Raw genomic sequence first — 18,047 nt, forward strand, 5'->3', positions numbered from 1 at the left:
CTATTCCCGCCATTCGGCCAGTGCCCGCGACAGGTCGGACGCAGCATCCTCGCCCATGGTCAGCTGATACTGCAGTTCGTCCGAGAAGAGGCTGGGGATCAGAAGTGCCTCTCGGTCGCTTTCATGGTTCATGATCGAGCCGTTCATCAGATCGATGCGGACATCGTCGGCCACCGGCTCGCCTTCCGGCGAGATGCCGCTGATGCGGATATCGATGAACGGCAGACCGGCCGGCGGATGACCGATGACCACACCTTGGCGGGTAGCGCGCAACCAGTCGGGCAGTGGCGAACCATCTGCCAGCGTGACCGTGAAGGATGCGCCATCGCCATAACCGGGGGACGGCATGATATAGAGCTGGCCCGCATAGATCATCGTATCGACGCTGAACCAGGTGAGCGACTCCCGGCCGTCAAACAGGCGTGTGTTCGAGCCGCCCTTGTAGAAACCGACCGTGAACTCGTCGATGCGGCGGCCGCTCTCGATCCATTCGCTGATCTGGCGTGCGGCATGAAGTACCGCACCTTCATCCGGCAGCGAGCCGATGCCGTTGAGCGAGCGGATCGAATTGGTGACGCTGTTGATCGGGCCGCTCTCGCCGATATCGCCGGCGATGCCGTTGAGGCTTTCCATGATGGTGCCGCTGGCAGTCGCAAGCGCGCTGCCGGAGGCGCTGCCATCCTGCGGCGTCCACGTCACCGCAGACCCTTCCTCACCGAGGTCGGGTTCCGGTGGCAGGTATTCGTTGGTGCCCGGTACGACTGGCGCCACCACGTTGATGGTGACTGTGAAGGACGACACGGTTTCGCCGTCGCTGACCGTGTAGACGAACCTGTCGCGACCGGAATAGCCGGGGAACGGCTGGTAACGATAGGTGCCATCCGCGAGGATGACGAGCGTGCCATGCGCCGGCTGCTGGCCGACCCCATAGGTAAGAGGCTGGCCCTCGACATCGATCGCCGGCGGCAACGTACCGGCCGAGACCGTATCGCGCGGAACCGAGATGGACGCGCCGGAACCGAGGGGTGCATCGTTGACCGGCGTCACGCCGACGGTGACAGTGTAGGTCGACGTCGTCACACCATCGCTGACGATATAGGTGAATCTGTCCGGGCCATTGTAATTACGATCCGGCGTGTAACGGTAAAAGCCGTTGGGATCGACGGTGACGCTTCCATGGGCGGCATCGACACCGAGGAAATAGCGCACCGGCGCACCCTCGGGATCGGTCGCAGCCGGCAGTGGTCCGGCAATGGCCGTATCTTCCGCCGTGGTGACGGAAAGGTTGGAACCGACCGGCGGCGCGTTGGGAGCGCTGACGGAGATCGTCACCGTGTAGGTCGTGGTGGCCGAGCCGTCACTCACCGTATAGGTGAAGCTGTCGGGACCACTGTAGCCGGCGGCAGGCGTATAGGTATAACGACCGTCGGCCGAAACCGTGACCGTGCCATTTGCGGCGGCACCAGCAAGGGCATAGGAAACCGGCGAGCCTTCGACATCCAGCGCGACCGGCAGGGCTCCCTGCGTGGTGACGTTCGGGCCGACCGAGATCGAAAGATCCGATCCCTCCGGCGCATCGTTGACCGGCGCAACATAGACGGTTGCCGTGTAGGTCGAAGTCGAGGTGCCGTCCTTGATCGTGTAAGTGAACGTATCGGTGCCGTTGAAATTGCGCGGCGGCGTGTATGTGAAGCTGCCATCATCTTCCTGGGTGGCGACGGTGGCATCCGTGCCCTGTGGCGCGTCATCGACCGGCACGACCGTGATGCTGATCGTATATTGCCGGGTGAACAGGCCGTCGGTGACGCTGTAGCTGAAGCTGTCGGGGCCGAAATAATCCAGCGCCGGAACATAACGATAGGTGCCGTTGGGCAGGATCGTCACCGTGCCGTGCCCGGCCTGACCGACCAGCGCATAGGTGAGCGGATCGTTATCGGCATCTATCGCCACCGGAAGCGTACCGTCAAAAGGCACGTCCTCGACGACATTGATGTTCCCGTTCGAACCGACGGGTGCATCGGGCGATGCGGTAACCGTGACGGTAACCGTGTAGATCGACGTCACTGCTCCGTCGGTCACGACATAGGTAAACGTGTCGGTGCCGTTGTAGTTCGGATCAGGAACATAGGTATAGGTGCCGTTCTGGCCGATGGTTACCGTGCCGTGGGTCGGCGCCGCTCCGAGACCATAGGTGACCGGCAGGCCTTCCGGATCGTTTGCGGCAGGCAGCGTGCCTGTTGCCGACGCATCTTCGCCGACACTGAACGCATAATCCGAGCCGACCGGCCCGTCATCGACGGGAAGAACATTGATGGTGATCGTGCGAACGATGGTGTTGACGCCATCGCTGACGCTGTAGGTAAAACTGTCGGCGCCGAAATAGTTGGCAGCCGGCACATAACGGTAGGTGCCATCGGCGGACACGATGACCGTGCCGTGAGCGGCCGGACCAGCCAGCGCGTAAGTCAGCGGCTCGCCTTCCGGATCGGTCGCCTGCGGCAGAACACCATCGTAAGGCACGTCTTCGGTCACGGTGGCCGTGCCGTCGGAACCGACCGGCGGGTCATTTTGCGGCGTCACGTTGATCGTCACCGTGTAGGTGGAGATCGCGGCACCGTCTGTGACCGTGTAGGTAAATGTGTCCGGACCGTTGTAATCCGAGTTCGGCACATAAGTGTAAGTGCCATTCGGACCGACTGTTGCCGTGCCGTGCAGCGGCGCAACACCGAGACCATAGGTCAGGTTCACATTGTCGGGGTCCGTTGCCACCGGCAGGGTGCCGCTGGCCGTTTCGTCTTCCTCCACCGAGAAGGAATAATCCGAACCGCGTGGCGCGTCGTTGACCGCAGTCACCGAGATCGTGATCGTGTAGGTCGACGTCTCGTCACCGTCGCTGACCGTATAGGTGAAGCTATCGGGGCCTGAATAATCGGCATCCGGCGTATAGACGAAATCGCCATTGGCCGAAATCGTTACCGAACCGTGCAACGGACCTTGCGGGCCGATGTCATAAAAAACGGGCTGGCCTTCAGGATCGATGGCCGGTGGCAAGGCGCCGCTATAGGTTTCGTCCTCGACCGCGACGATGGCTGCATCGCTGCCACGCGGCGCGTCGTTGACGGCCTGGACATTGACGGTGACCGTATAGGTCTGCATCGCGTCACCATCGGTGACGGTATAGGTGAAGCTGTCGGGCCCCGAGTAATCCGGATAAGGCGTGTAGGTGAAGTTTCGGCCGGGGCCGCCCGTGACCGTGCCGTTGACCGGTTGCGCACCGATGCCATAGGTGAGCTGATCACCGTCCGCATCCGTCGCCAGGGGAAACACGCCGTTATAGACCTGATCCTCGACAGGAGCGATGGTGATATTGCTGCCGACCGGCGCATCGTTCTCCGGCCCGACCGTGACGTCGACGCGGTAGGTAGACGTTCCGGTACCATCCGTGACCGTGTATTCGAAACTGTCGGGACCGTTGTAGTCACTGGCAGGCGTATAGACGAAATCGCCATTGGCCGAGATGACAACCGTGCCATGCGCAGGCTGCAACAGACCGGGTCCGTAGGTATAGGGCTGTCCCTCCGGATCGATGGCTACCGGCAGGCGGCCGTTATAGGCCACATCCTCAACGACGCTGATCTCCGTATTGTTGGCGCGCGGTGCGTCATTGACGCCCGTCACCGTGATGAAGACGGTATAGGTCGAGGTCGCGTTGCCGTCACTCACCGTATAGGTGAAGCTGTCGGCGCCATAATAATCCGGATAGGGCGTGTAGACGTAATCGCCGTAGACCCCGATGGTAACCGTGCCATGCGTCGGCTGGGCTCCCACTGCATAGGTGAAGTCGTCGCCTTCCGGATCAACCGCCAATGGCAGTTGGCCGATATAATTCTGATCCTCGATGGCGGTGACAAAATCATCGCTGCCACGCGGCGGATCATTGACCCCGCCGACATTGACGGTGACCGTGTAGATATTTGTGGCCGTGCCGTCGCTGACGGCGAACTGGAACGTGTCGGTGCCGCTGTAATCGGCGGCCGGCGTGTAGGAGAAGGTGCCGTCCGGGTTGATGCTGACGGCACCGTGTGCCGGCTGCGATCCGAGACCATAGGTAAAGGTCTGGCCTTCCGGATCGATGGCCGGCGGCAGGCTGCCATTATAGGTCTGGTCCTCGCCGACATTGAACGACATACCGTTGGAGCGAGGCGCATCGTTGACGTTGGCGACATTGACCGTGACGGTGTAGGTGACGGTGTTGACGCCGTCCGTGACCGTGTAGGTGAAACTGTCGGCGCCGTAATAGTCCGCATCCGGCGTGTAGACGTAATCGCCATTGGAAAGGATCGAAACCGTACCGTGCGCTGGGGTAACGACCCCGGCACCGTACTGCAATGGCTGACCTTCCGGATCGAATGCCTGTGGCAGGCGGCCGGGATAAGCCTGATCCTCGGTGACGTTTATGGTGACATCACTGCCGCGCGGCGGATCGTTCTCACCCAGGACGTTGACCGTCACCGTGTAGGTCGAGGTCGCGAAACCGTCCGTCACCTTATAGGTGAAGCTGTCCAGGCCATCGTAATCCGGGTTTGGCGTATAGGTGAAATCGCCGTTGGCCGAAACCGTGACGGTACCGTTCGCCGGTTGCGAGCCGATGCCGTAGGTGAAGGGCTGACCTTCCGGATCGACAGCCGTCGGCAATGTGCCGGAATAGGTCTCGTCTTCCGTGGCGTTGATCGTGATGTCGGATGCACGCGGTGCGTCATTGACCGGCGTGACGTTGATAGTGACCGTATAGGTCGTGGATGCGGAACCATCGCTCACCGTGTAGGTGAACCTGTCCTGCCCGAAGAAATCGAGGTTTGGACGGTAGGTATAATTGCCGAACGCATCGACCGTGGCGATGCCGTTCGCGGCCTGGCCCACGAGCGCATAAGCCACGGCAGAGCCTTCCGGATCGGTCGCGACCGGCAGGCTTCCGCTGGAGAAGCCGTCTTCCGGCATCGTGACCGCGAGATCGGATCCGCGCGGCGCATCGTTGACGTTGGTGACGGTAATATCGATACGGTACTCGATCGTCGTCAAAAGCCCATCGGTGACTGTATAGGTGAAGAAATCCGGGCCGAAATAATCGGCCGCCGGGACGTAGGTGTAGCGTCCGTTGCCGAGTACGGTCACCGTGCCATGGCCGGCCTGCCCGGCCAGCGCATAAGTCAGTGTGTCGCTGTCGACATCGGTCGCGACCGGTAGGACGTCGTTATAGGGCGTATCCTCGGTGACGGTGATCGCACCATTTGAGCCGACCGGCGCATCGTTGACCGGCGCGACATTGAGGGTGATCGTATAGGTCGCGCTCGCCGTGCCATCGCTCACCGTATAGGTGAACGTGTCTGTGCCCGAGAAATTGGCGTTGGGTGTGTAAGTAAAGTTTCGTCCGCCACCGAGCGTGACGACGCCGTTGGCAGGCTGCGGGCCGAGAGCATAGGTGACTGTGTCGCCCTCAGGATCGACAGCCATGGGGAACTGACCGTTGAGCGGCAGGTCTTCCGTTGCCGGCAAGGTCAAATCGCTTCCGCGCGGTGCATCGTTGACCGGCGTGACATTGATGGTGACCGTATAGATACGGGAATCGACGCCATCGCTGACGGTATACTGGAAGCTGTCCTGCCCGAAATAATCCTGGCGCGGGATATAGGTGTAGGTGCCGTCGATATTGACGGTTACCGTGCCGTTGGCCGGCCCTGACGCCAGACCATAAGCGACGGCGGAACCTTCCGGATCTGTCGCGGCCGGCAGCCGGTCCGCGTAGGCCGTATCCTCCGTGACGGTGATCGACGCATCGGAGCCAACCGGCGCGTCATTGACCGGCGTCACGGTCATGGTGACCGTATAGGTGTTCGATGCCAGACCGTCGCTCACCGTGTAGGTGAACGTGTCGGTACCGTAGAAATTGGTGGCCGGAATGTAGGTGTACTCACCGGTCGTGGTGATCGTTACCGTGCCATTGGCCGGCTGGCTGCCGACGGTATATGTGATCGTCGGATTGTTGCCGTCCGGGTCGGTCGCGGTCGGCAACTGGCCGGTCCTGGGCGTATCCTCGGCGGTGGCGTCGGCATAATTGCCGGCACGTGGTGCGTCGTTGACGCCAATGACATTGACCACCACCTCATAGGTGGCGGTCGCCGCGCCATCGCTCACCGTGTAAGTGAACCTGTCGGTGCCGTAGAAATCCGGATCGGGCACGTAGGTATAGGTGCCGTTGGGCGCGATCGTCACCTGCCCGTTAACCGGCACTATCAAGCCGAGCGCATAGGTGACGGGCGAACCTTCAGGATCGGTCGCACGTGGCAGGGTGCCGGTGGTCGTCACATCTTCGGTGACGGAGATGGTGGCATCGGAGCCGACCGGGGCATCGTTGACCGGAATGATCGTGATCGCGACGGTGCGGATGATGCTCGTCTGTCCATCGGAGATGCGGTAGGTGAACTGATCCGTACCGAAATAGTTGCCGGTGGGGGTGTAGGTGAAATTGCCCCGCGCATCCATGATGATCGCGCCGTGCGTCGGGCCGGTTGCAACAGAGAAGGCAAGCGTGTCATCATTCGGATCACTCGCTTCGACCTTGCCAATCAGCGCCGTGTCTTCATTGGTGCTCAGATTGTAATTGCCGGCCACAGGCGGCGCGTTGTTCGACCCGACATCGATCGTGACCGTCCGGGTGATCGTGATCGTTCCGTCTGTTACGGTGTAGGTGAAACTATCGATACCAAAATAGTCGGCGTTCGGCGTGTAGGTGTAATTTCCGAACTCATCGACAGTGGCGGTACCAAAGGACGCCGGGCTACCAAGCGCGAAGGTGAGCGGATCATTGTCGATATCGACCGCCGTCAGCTGACCGCCGACCGTCTGGTTTCTCGGTGTGGTCGTTTCTACATCGGCTGCCACGGGCGCATCATTCACCGGGCGAACTGTCACCGTGACGGTGTAGCTGGAACTCGCCTGACCGTCGCTCACCGTATAGGTAAAGGTATCCGTGCCGTTGAAATCAGCGCGCGGCGTGTACGTGTAGCCGCCCGTTGGCGTGACCGACACCGTACCGTTCGCCGGCTGGCTGCCGACCGCATAGGTGACCGGCGTGCCTTCACGATCTGTCGCGACCGGCAGGGTACCGGTGGCCGGAGCGCCGTCCTCATCCATCGAGAAGGCGGCATCAGCTGCCGTCGGCGCATCGTTGACCGGCGAAATGGCGATTGAGACCGTCACGGTGCGAACACCGCCCTGCCCGTCGTTGATATCGACGCGGAAACTGTCATTGCCGTTGTAATCGAGAGCCGGCGTATAGACGTAACGGCCGGTATTATCGATCGAGACCGTGCCGTGCAGTGGCTGGGTGGAGATGACAAATGTCAGCGGATCACCATCGGCATCGCTTGCGGCGATGGTGCCGGAAACCGGCGTGTCCTCGGCTGTGGTGACGGACTGGTCTTCCGCGACTGGCACATCGTTGACCGGCTGGATGAAGATGGTCGATTGGCTGGTAGCGATCAGCTCGCCGCCGGCGCCGCTATTGCCGCCGTCGCTGGTCGTCATGGTGAGTGTAACGGCAGCGCTGCTGTTTTCGATCGGCCGGAAGACCGGGGCTACGGCACTGGCGAGATAGGCATTGATATTGGCAAGCGTGCCGGTGAGCACAATCGTGCCCGTGCCACCCCCGGTGACAGTGACATTTCCGCCGGAGAAGGCAGAAAGCGTGCCGCCGCTGACATTCAGGGTTACCGTCATCGGGCCGTTGCCGGCATCGACATCGCTGACGGACATGTTGGCGAGCGTCAGCGTGCCGTCTTCCAGCATGGAATAATTGGCCGGCAGCGTGTTGACCGGCGCATCGTTGATGGGCCGGACAAGGCCGGTCACGGTGGCCTGTGCCGTCAGCGCACCATCCGAGACCGTATAGGTGAAGGAGGGCGAGCCGTTGTAGTTCGGCGCAGCGGTGAACGTGATCGTGCCGTTGGCGTTGAGCGACACGGTACCGCCGGTGACCGCGACCGGATTGCCGACCGAGATCGCCTGGCCATTGATCTGGCTGACGAAAAGCGTATCGCGATCTATGTCGCTATCATTGGCGATAACGTTGATGGTTGCCGAACCGTCCTCATCTATCGCGAACGTGTCATCGGCCGCGACCGGCGCGTCGTTGACCGGCTTGACGGTGATCGTGACCGTCGCCGACGAGATGCCGCCATTTCCGTCATCGATCTGGTAGATGAATGTGTCCGTGCCGTTGAAGAAGGCGGTCGGTACATAGGTGAAGGTGCCGTCGGCATTGAGCGTCAGCGTGCCATGGGCAGGCTGACTGACCAGCGAGACCTCGAGATCGTCGCCATCCGGATCCGTATCGGGCCCATTGCCGCCACCGGTCAGCACATTGCCGCCAAGGATGGCACCTTCGGCGACGGTGAAATTGTCCGCAACGGCGGTCGGGGTCGGGTTGGTGACCGTCAGAACGAAAGTTTGCGAAACACTGCCGCCATTGCCATCACTGGCGGTGACGGTGACCGTGTATTCAAAGCGTCCGGTCTGGCCCGAAGCGGACCGATCGATCGTGCCGGAAATTTCGCCGGTGCCCGGATCGATATCGAGACCGTCCGGCAGGCCTGAAACCGCGTAGGTCAGCGTATCGCTGTCGGGATCGGAGAAATTGGCGGCCACCGGATAGGTGATTGCCTGGCCATCGCTCCATGTCTGATCGGGCAGTGGGCCACCGACCGGCGCATCATTGGCGCCGGAAACGGTCACGGTCAGCACGGCCGTCGAGGTAAGACCGCCCGGATCGGAGATCTGATAGGTAATCGTCGTGGTCCGGGTTTCGCCGGCCTGCAGATCGTCGAAAGCGGTGCCCGGATCGAAGGAATAGGCGCCGTCTGCACCGATGACAAATGTACCGCCATTACTGCCGGCAACCGGCACTCCGACTGATGCCGCACCATTGACGGCGGTAACCAGGATGGCATCGCCATCCGGATCGCTGTCGCTGCCGACGATGACATTGCCGGTGATGGCAATGTCCTGCGTCGTCGTGGCGTTGTCGTTGACTGCGACCGGCGCGTCATTGACCGGGTTGACGGTGATGGTGACAGTCGCGATGTCGGTCAGGCCACCCGGATCGGTGACGATGACCTGGAAACTGTCGGCGCCGTAGAAATTCAGCGCCGGTGTGTAGGTATAGGTGCCATTCGGGTTGACGGTCACCGTGCCCCTGGCCGGTTGCGCATAGGCTGCATAGACCAGCGAGGCCGGTGCATTGTCGACATCGACGGCCACGATCTGGCCGATGTAGGCGGTGTCCTCGTTGATCGAAACCGCGACATCCTGCATGACCGGTGCGTCGTTCACCGCCATGACGGTGATCGTCATCGTGTAGGTCACCGTGTCGGTGCCGTCGCCGACCATGTAGGTGAAGGTGTCGGTGCCGTTGAAATTCGGGTTCGGCGTATAGGTATAGGTACCGTCCTGACGGATGATCACCGCGCCATTGGCCGGCCCCGTGCCCACCGCATAACTCAGTGTATCACCTTCGGCATCGCTGACGGCCGGGAGTGGAGCGTTGAGCACGCCATCCTCGGCAACCGTGCCAGTACCATTAGAGCCGACCGGCGCATCATTTTCGCCAGTGACGACCACGGTCAGCGTGGCGGTGGAGAAACCGCCCTGTCCATCCGAGATCGTATAGGTGACCGCGGTCGCGCGGGTTTCACCAGCGCGCAAGGCATCGAAGGCCGTGCCGGGGATGAACTCGTACTGACCGTCCGATCCGATGCGGAACGTGCCACCGGCCGAGCCGGTGACAACTGCGCCGACACTGCCGGCAACGCCGTTGACGGCGGATACGGTGAGCGCGTCGCCATCCGGATCGATGTCTTCACCGGCACCGTGGTCATCAAACACCGAGCCGGTGCTCGGCTGGTTTTCGCCGGTTTGTATGAGATCGTCACGCGCGATGGGGGCGGGATTGGCGACGTTGATCGTGAAATTCTGGGCAACAGTGTTCCCGGCCGGATCACGCGCGGTAACGGTGATCGTATAAGGACCGGTCACCGATGCATCGGATGCAAGCGTGCCGGTAATCAGGCCTTGCGCATTGATGAACAGGCCAGTCGGCAAGCCGCTCTCGGTGAAGGTCAGCGCATCACCGTCCGGATCGGAGAAATAGCCGGAGACATTGATCAAGACCGGATCGCTGTCGTTATACGACTGCGGCGGGATCGGCGATGCGACCGGAGCATCCGGCGTTGCCGTGACATTGACCGCCACGGTGAAGGTGACCGTCGTGCGGCCATCGCTGACCGTATAGGTAAAGCTGTCTGGGCCGTTGTAATTGGGGGCAGGAGTATAGGTGTAATTGCCGTTCGGGCTGATGGTGACAGTGCCGCGCGACGGTTGCGAGGCAACCGCGAAGCTGAGCGTATCGCCATCGACATCGACGGCTGTGAGCGTGCCGGTCGCCACAATATCTTCGGTGACCGCAATGGTCGATGTACCGCCGGTCGGCGCATCATTTTCACCGTTGACAGTGATGGTGAGCGTGGCGGTGGTTTCCGCACCGTCCGTATCGCGGATGGTGTAGGTGACCGAGGTCGTACGGCTTTCGCCGATCTGCAGGTCGTCGAAGGACGCGCCCGGATTGAACGTGTAAGTGCCATCGGCGGCAAAAACGAAACTGCCGCCATTGCTGCCCGTCACCGGCGCGTTGAGTCCGCCTGCCGCACCCACACGAACGATAGTGAAGGACTGACCTTCCGGATCGCTGTCATTGTCGAGCACCGAAGAGCCGTTGAGAATGGCGTTTTCCGTAGTTGTGCCGGTGTCATCGAGAGCGACAGGTGCATCGTTGACCGCGATGACATTGATGCTGGTCACGGAAGCGGCTGATACCGCACCGAGCGTGTCGGTGACAGTAAAGGATAGCGTGCGTACGCCCGGCGCAGGATTGTCGCTGCGGTTTTCGTACGCGATGGCGCGCAGGAAGGCGCTCAGGTCCGCATCAGGAACGATGACATTGGGGCCGGCCGCATTTTCGATGTGCAGATTGTTGCCGCTATAAGTGTAGCGGAAGGTGGTGCCGCCAAAGATAAGCGTGCCACTAGAAGCAGTGCCATAGGCAATATCGACGACGCCGTTCAGATGAGCGACCTCGAGAACGCCATTTCCAGTGAAGCCGCCGAACACAACGTCCATGGAGACGATGCTGCCTTCGACATCAAAGACAGAAGCATCCGGGGTGGCGATCGCGACGGCCGGGCCGCCTTCGACGAAATCGACGGTACGGTCGACACCGGCGCCGGCACCGTTGAGATCGATGATGGCCGGATCGTTGACAGGCGTGACGGTGATGGAGATCAGGCCATCGTCGAAACCGCCATTGCCATCGCTGATGCGATAGGAGATCGCGACATTGCCGTTGAAATTGGCGGCAGGCGTGAAGGTAAGGTTGCCGAACGCATCCATGGCGATCACGCCGTTCGATACGGTGACACTGCCATTCGGCGCAATCGACTGGCCGTCGATGGATACCAGCGTCAGCGGATCGCCATCGGGATCGCTGTCGGCGCCGGGGGTGTCCGTCACCGGATTGAACGTGATCGGTGTGTCTTCAACCGTCGTGTAGCTGTCATCGACGGCAACCGGTGGCGGATTGGTGACGGTGAACTGGAAACTTGTCGATGCAAATAGGCCGGGACCGGTTGGCGCCGGCTGACCAAACCGGTCATAGGCGGTGATCGTCACCGTATAGGGACTGCCGACGGACGCATTCGCGGCAAGACGGCCACTGATAATGCCGGTTTCGGCATCGTAGCTGAGACCGGGCGGCAGGTTGGAAACGACATAATCGAGGTCGTCGCCATCCACGTCGTTGAAATAGGTTGAGACATCAAGGTTGAAGCTCGAACCGTCCGCCTGTGTCTGGTTCGGCACCGGCGACGCGGTGGGGGCATCATTGACCGGGTTGACCGTGATGGTGACGCTGGCCGTATCGCTGCCGCCATTGCCGTCGCTGATCGTATACGAAAAGGATTCCGTGCCGTTGAAATTGGTGGCCGGAGTGAAACGCAACACTGCCTCATTCGTGGCGTTCAGGACGAGTTGTACGGTACCATTGGTGGTGCCGACGGCTGGGCCGTTCAGCGTGAGATTGACGCCGTTGACGAAGATGACCGTGCGGGTGTCGTTATCGAGGTCGACGTCGTTTGCAAGGATATCGATGTCGACGGGCGTATCTTCGTTCGTGGTCGCCACGTCATCGCGCGCATCAGGCGCGACATTGTTGATGATGTAAACGAACTGGATCGAACTGCTGAGACCGGACGGATCTGTCGCGGTGACCGACACGACATAGCTGCGGCTACCCATCGGACCGGAGGCATCGCTGGCAATACGACCGGAGATGATACCGGTCGTGGTACTGAAGGTGAGGCCCGGCGGCAGGCCGGTCATCGCATAGGTCAGCGTGTCGCCTTCAGGGTCCACGAAATGCGACGCAGTATCGAAGCTGATGATGTCGTAGTCATTGCGCTGCATGTCGGCGATAGGCGAGGTGATCGGTGCATCGTTCTGCGCATTGACGCTGATGGTCACCAGCCCCGTGGAAAGGCCGCCCTGGCCATCGCTGAGGCGATACACGATCGTATCCGTGCCGTTGAAATCGAGGTTCGGGACATAACGCAGCGTGCCATCCGGATTGATGGTGACCTTGCCATTGGCGGCGATCGGCGTGAAATCCGGATCGAGCACGAGCGTGTCACCGTCAGGATCGTCGTTCGGGCCGATGACATCAATATTGTCGACGGGCGTGTCTTCCGGCGTGCTGTAGCTGTAATTGCCGGCAACCGGCGCTGGATTGGTGACGGTGAAATCAAAGGTCTGCGAGATCGCCGCGCCGGCGGAATCCGTTGCCGTGACGGTGACGCTATAGGTGCGGCTGCCGGTCGGTCCGGCGGCATCGTTTGTGATCCTGCCGGTGATGGTGCCGTCAGCATTCATCGTAAGCCCGGTCGGCAGGTTGGTCGCCGCAAAGGTCAGCGTGTCGCCGTTGTCGGGATCGGTAAACAGCATGCCATAGGCAAGCTGGTTGCCGGCAAGCAGCTGATTTTCCGCCATGGTGACCGGCGGCAGTGACGCGGGCCGATCGGGTGCCGTGTTGACGCCGGTTACCGTGACGGCGATCGTGGCCGTGCTTGATAAACCGCCGGCATCCCGGATGGTATAATGGATGGAGGTCGTGCGGGTCTGGCCCGCGGCAAGATCCCTGAAGTCATTTCCTGCCGTAAAGGAATAGGTACCGTCCGCATTCACGGTGAAGGAGCCGCCCTGCGAACCCGTCACGGCCAATCCGATATTGGCGGCAGAACCGTTCACCTGCGACAGGAAGATCGGATCGTCGTCGATATCGTTAAGCTTCCAGTTGCCACTGCCGCTGCCGCCTTCCTGGATAGGCCCGGGCAACTGGTCATTGACGGCATAGGGTGGTTCGTCCGTGACGTTCCAGGTGATGGTCTGGCTGGTCGCGGCGCCGGCGTTATCGGTCGCCGTGATCGTGACCTGATAGGGTCCGCCATCGGAAGCGCTGGCGGTCAGATCACCCGTGATGCGGCCCGTCGCATTATCGATGGTCAGCCCGGGTGGCAGATTGGACGCCGTGAATGTGAGCGTGGTGGAATCGACATCGCTGAAATAGGTCGCGACGTTGAAATCGACCGGCTGCGTATCACCATCCGTACGATCCGGAATGGGCGAGGCGATCGGCGCGTCGTTGACGGCGGTGATCGTGACAGTGACCGTGGCCGTCGACACACCACCATTGCCGTCATCGATCGTGTAGACGATCGTGTCTGTGCCATTGAAGTTCGCATTCGGGGTATAGATGATGGTGACACCATCCGGGCCGATCGTCGCACTGCCATGCCCGGCCGAGACGGATGTGATCGTCAGCGGATCACCATCAGGATCGATATCGATGCCGACCTGGCTACCGGAACCGGGGAATCCCGCGCCCGTCATCGGATTGAACCGGATCGTCGTGTCTTCCGCAATCGTCAGCGCATCATTGACCGCAGTTGGACCGGGATTGGTCACTTCCAGCGTGAATTCCTGATAGGTGCTGTTGCCTGTGCCGTTCGGCCCGTCGAAGGCGGTAATCCGAATAGTGTAGATGCCGCCGTTCAGGGCGCTGGCATTCCTGTCTATCGATCCCAGGATGACACCGGTGGCGGGATCGATGGTCAGGCCGGCAGGCAGGCCGGTGGCGGTGAAATTGAGGTCGTCGCCATCCGGGTCGGTGAAGAAATCACCCGTATCGAGCGCCAGCGACTGACCATCGGCGCGCACGATATAGGGAAGCGGCTTGGTAACGACAGGTGCGTCCGGTACGGACGTGACATTGATTCGGACGGTCGCCGTTGCGACGCCGCCATTGCCGTCAGCAATCGTGTAGGTGAAGCTTTCCGAACCGTTGTAATTGGCATTCGGCGTAAAGCGCAGGTAGGGCTTGCCATCCTGGCCGATCATGAGCGTGACGACGCCGTGCGCCGTGGCCACCGGGCTGTCGAGTTTCAGTTCCTTGTTGTCGATATTGATGATGGACAGCGTGTCGCGGTCGGGATCATTGTCATTGCCAAGGACTAAAATATCGACCGGCGTATCTTCGGCTGTAGTGACGGTGTCATCGGCTGCCGTCGGCGGCAGATTGAGCACGGTGTAGCGGAACGTAACCGGTGTGACGCCGCCATTGCCGTCTCTGGCCGTGACGATGACCGTGAATACGGTTTCGCCGGTTGGGCCGGAAGCGCCCGACGCGATAGTCCCGGTGATGGCCGTACCGTTGAAGCTGAGACCGGCAGGCAGGCCTGTGACAGTGTAGGTGAGAGCGTCGCCATCGGGATCGCTGAAGAAGCCGCGCACGTCGAGCGAATCCGTATCGCCGTCATTGCGGGTGCGATCGGGGATCGTGCCGCCGGCGGGCGCATCGTTGACCGCTGTAACGGTGACAGCGACGGTGGCCGTCGCCGTGCCGCCATTGCCGTCGGAGATCGTGTAGACGATCGTGTCGGTGCCGTTGAAGTTGAGGTTCGGCTGATAGGTGATCTGACCGTTCGAACCGATCGTGACCGTACCGTTGACTGCGGTAGCACCGGTGACGACCAGAGGATCGCCATCCGGATCGCTGTCATTGGCAAGGACATTGATCGTGTAGGGCGTGTCTTCCGGCGTGGTAAAGCTGTCCGCAACGGCGATCGGCGCGGGGTTGGTGACGGTATAGGTGAAGCTACGAGACACGGTGCCGCCATTACCGTCATTGGCAGTGACCGTCACCGTATAGACGCCATTGGCGTTCGGCCCGCCGATACTGGCCTGACGGTCGATCGTGCCGGTAATGAGGCCGGCCGCGGTGATGGAGAGGCCGGACGGCAGGCCGGTCTGGCTGTAGATCAGCGTATCGCCATCCGGATCGCTGAAGAAACCGGACACATTGAGGTTGATGCCGGCGCTGTCGGTGGAGGCGCGGTTGGGCAGCGTGCCGGCGGTCGGTGCATCGTTGATCGGTGCGACATCGACGGTGACGGTATATTCGTTGGTGCCGCCCTTGCCATCGCTGACGATGAAGGTGAAAGCATCACGACCGTTGAAATTGGCATTCGGCGTGTAGGTGTAGGTGCCATCCGAATTGATGACGACGGTGCCGCTGGCCGGCGCCGTGGCGCCTGCAGCATAGGTGACGACGTCACCGGTATCGACATCGCTTGCAGCCGGCAGGCTGCCGGACAGAACCGCATCTTCATTGACGCCGACAGTGACATCCGAAGAGACAGGCGCATCGTTGACCGGCGTGATGGTTCCGTTGATCGTGCCAGTGGTGCTCAGAAGACCGTCGGAGACCGTGTAGGTAAAACTGACATTGCCGTTGTAATCGGCATTCGGCGTGAAGGTCAGGCGACCATCGGCATCGAGCGTGACCGTACCACCTGGAACAGTGACCGAACCGTTGACCGCGATCGCCGTGCCGTTGATCGCGGTGATCGAAATGGCATTGCCGTCGACATCACTGTCATTGGCGCGCGGATCGAAGGTGACCGCCGTGTCTTCGTTGGTCGTGAACGTGTCATCGATGACGGTAGGCGCATCGTTGACCGGGGAGACGGTGCCGGAGACAGTGGCGGTCGCGGTGCCGCCATTGCCATCCGAAACCGTGTAGTTGAACGAGATCGGGCCATTGTAATTGGGCGCTGGCGTGAAGGTCAGCGTGCCATTGGCATTCAGGCGCACGCTGCCATTGGTGACGGCGATGGAAGAGCCGACAGCGATGGCACTGCCATTCACCTGCGTGACCGTAAGTGTGTCGTTGTCGATATCCGTGTCGTTCGTGACGACGGAAATATCGACCGCATTGTCCTCACTGGTCGAGAACGTGTCGTTATTGGCGACCGGCGCATCGTTGACCGGGGTGACCGTACCGTTGACGGTGGCGGTTGCCGTGTTTCCCTGCCCATCGGAGATGGTGTAGGTGAAGGAGGGATTGCCGTAATAATTCGCCGTGGGCGTGAAGGTCAGCGTGCCATTGGCATTGAGCGTGACCGAGCCGCCGGTAATGGCAATGCTGTTGCCGGCAGCGATGTTTGTGCCGTTGATCTGCGTAACGGTCAGAGGATCATTGTCCGGATCGCTGTCATTGGTTCTCACATCGAAGGTGACGGCAGTATCTTCGGCCGTCGAGAACGTATCGTTGGCGGCAACCGGCGGATCCTGCACCGGCGTAACGGTGCCATTGACGGTCGCGCTGGCCGTGTTCCCGTTGCCGTCCGAAATCGTATAGATGAAGGACGGATTGCCATTGTAATTGGCATTCGGCGTGAACGTGAGCGTGCCGTTGGCGTTAAGCGTGATACGGCCACCGGTGACGGTGACACTGCCACCGACGGAAATTGCGCTGCCGTTGATCTGCGTGACGGTGAGCGGATCATTGTCCGGGTCGCTGTCATTGGTGCGCACGTCGAATGTCGTGGGCGTATCTTCCAAGGTCGTGAACGTGTCGTTGCTGGCAACCGGCGGGTCCTGAACCGGAACGATCGTGCCGTTGACGGTCGCGTTGGCAGTGGCGCCCTGCCCGTCGGACAGTGTGTAGGTGAAGCTGACAGCGCCATTGGCATTGGCGTTGGGCGTGAATGTCAGCGTGCCGTTGGCATTGAGCGTGATCGTTCCGTTGGAAAGCACAACGCTGTTTCCGACGGTGATATTGGTGCCGTTGATCTGCGTGACGCTGAGCGTTCCGCCATCGATATCGCTGTCATTGGTGCGGACATCGAAGGTGACTGGCTGGTCTTCATTGGTGGTAAACGTGTCGTTGGCGGCGACGGGCGCATCATTTGTGCCGTTGACGGTGACCGTCAGCGTTGCCGTGGCGGTGCCGCCCTGCCCGTCGGAAATCGTGTAGGTGACGGATGTGGTGCGGCTCTGGCCCTGCGCCAGATTGTCAAAGGCCGTACCGGGAATGAAGACATAAGCACCGTTGGCACCGATGGTGAACGTGCCGCCGTTCGAACCGGTAACGGCCGTGCCGATACCGGCGGCCGAGCCACCAACCGCCGAGACCACGATCGGATCGCCATCGGGATCACTGTCGGCGCCGACACCGTTGATATCGCCCAGGATGACATTGCCGGAAGCATTGGCGTTTTCGGTGGTCACCGCTGCATCGTTTACGGCAACCGGTGCGGGATTGGTGACCGTCCAGGTGAAGGTGCGGCTGACCTGTGCGCCACCACCATCGGTGGCGGTAATGGTGACGGAATAGGGGCTACCGATGCTGGCGCTGCGGTCCATCGTCCCGGAGATGACACCGGCGGCGTTGATGGACAGGCCCGGCGGCAGGTCGGTCTGGGTGAAGGTGAGCGTATCGCCGCTATCGGGATCGGAGAAATTGCCGGCGACGTTGAAGGACACGAACTGCGCATCGGCGCCGGACTGGTTTGCGATCGGCGTCGATACTGGGGCGTCGTTGATGC

General features: G+C 61.1%; 1 protein-coding gene (running past one end of the window). It reads right to left on the reverse strand.

Translation table 11 applies throughout. The features are described 5' to 3' along the window. On the reverse strand, positions 1 to 18,047 hold the 3' portion of the coding sequence (locus GAO09_RS21040; RefSeq protein WP_153357073.1) for an Ig-like domain-containing protein. It continues 10,063 nt past the right edge of the window; 18,047 of the gene's 28,110 nt are visible here — the last part of the coding sequence; its start codon lies off the right edge, out of view; its stop codon occupies positions 1 to 3.

It is taken from the genome of Endobacterium cereale (assembly GCF_009617585.1).
GTDB classification, from domain to species: domain Bacteria; phylum Pseudomonadota; class Alphaproteobacteria; order Rhizobiales; family Rhizobiaceae; genus Neorhizobium; species Neorhizobium cereale.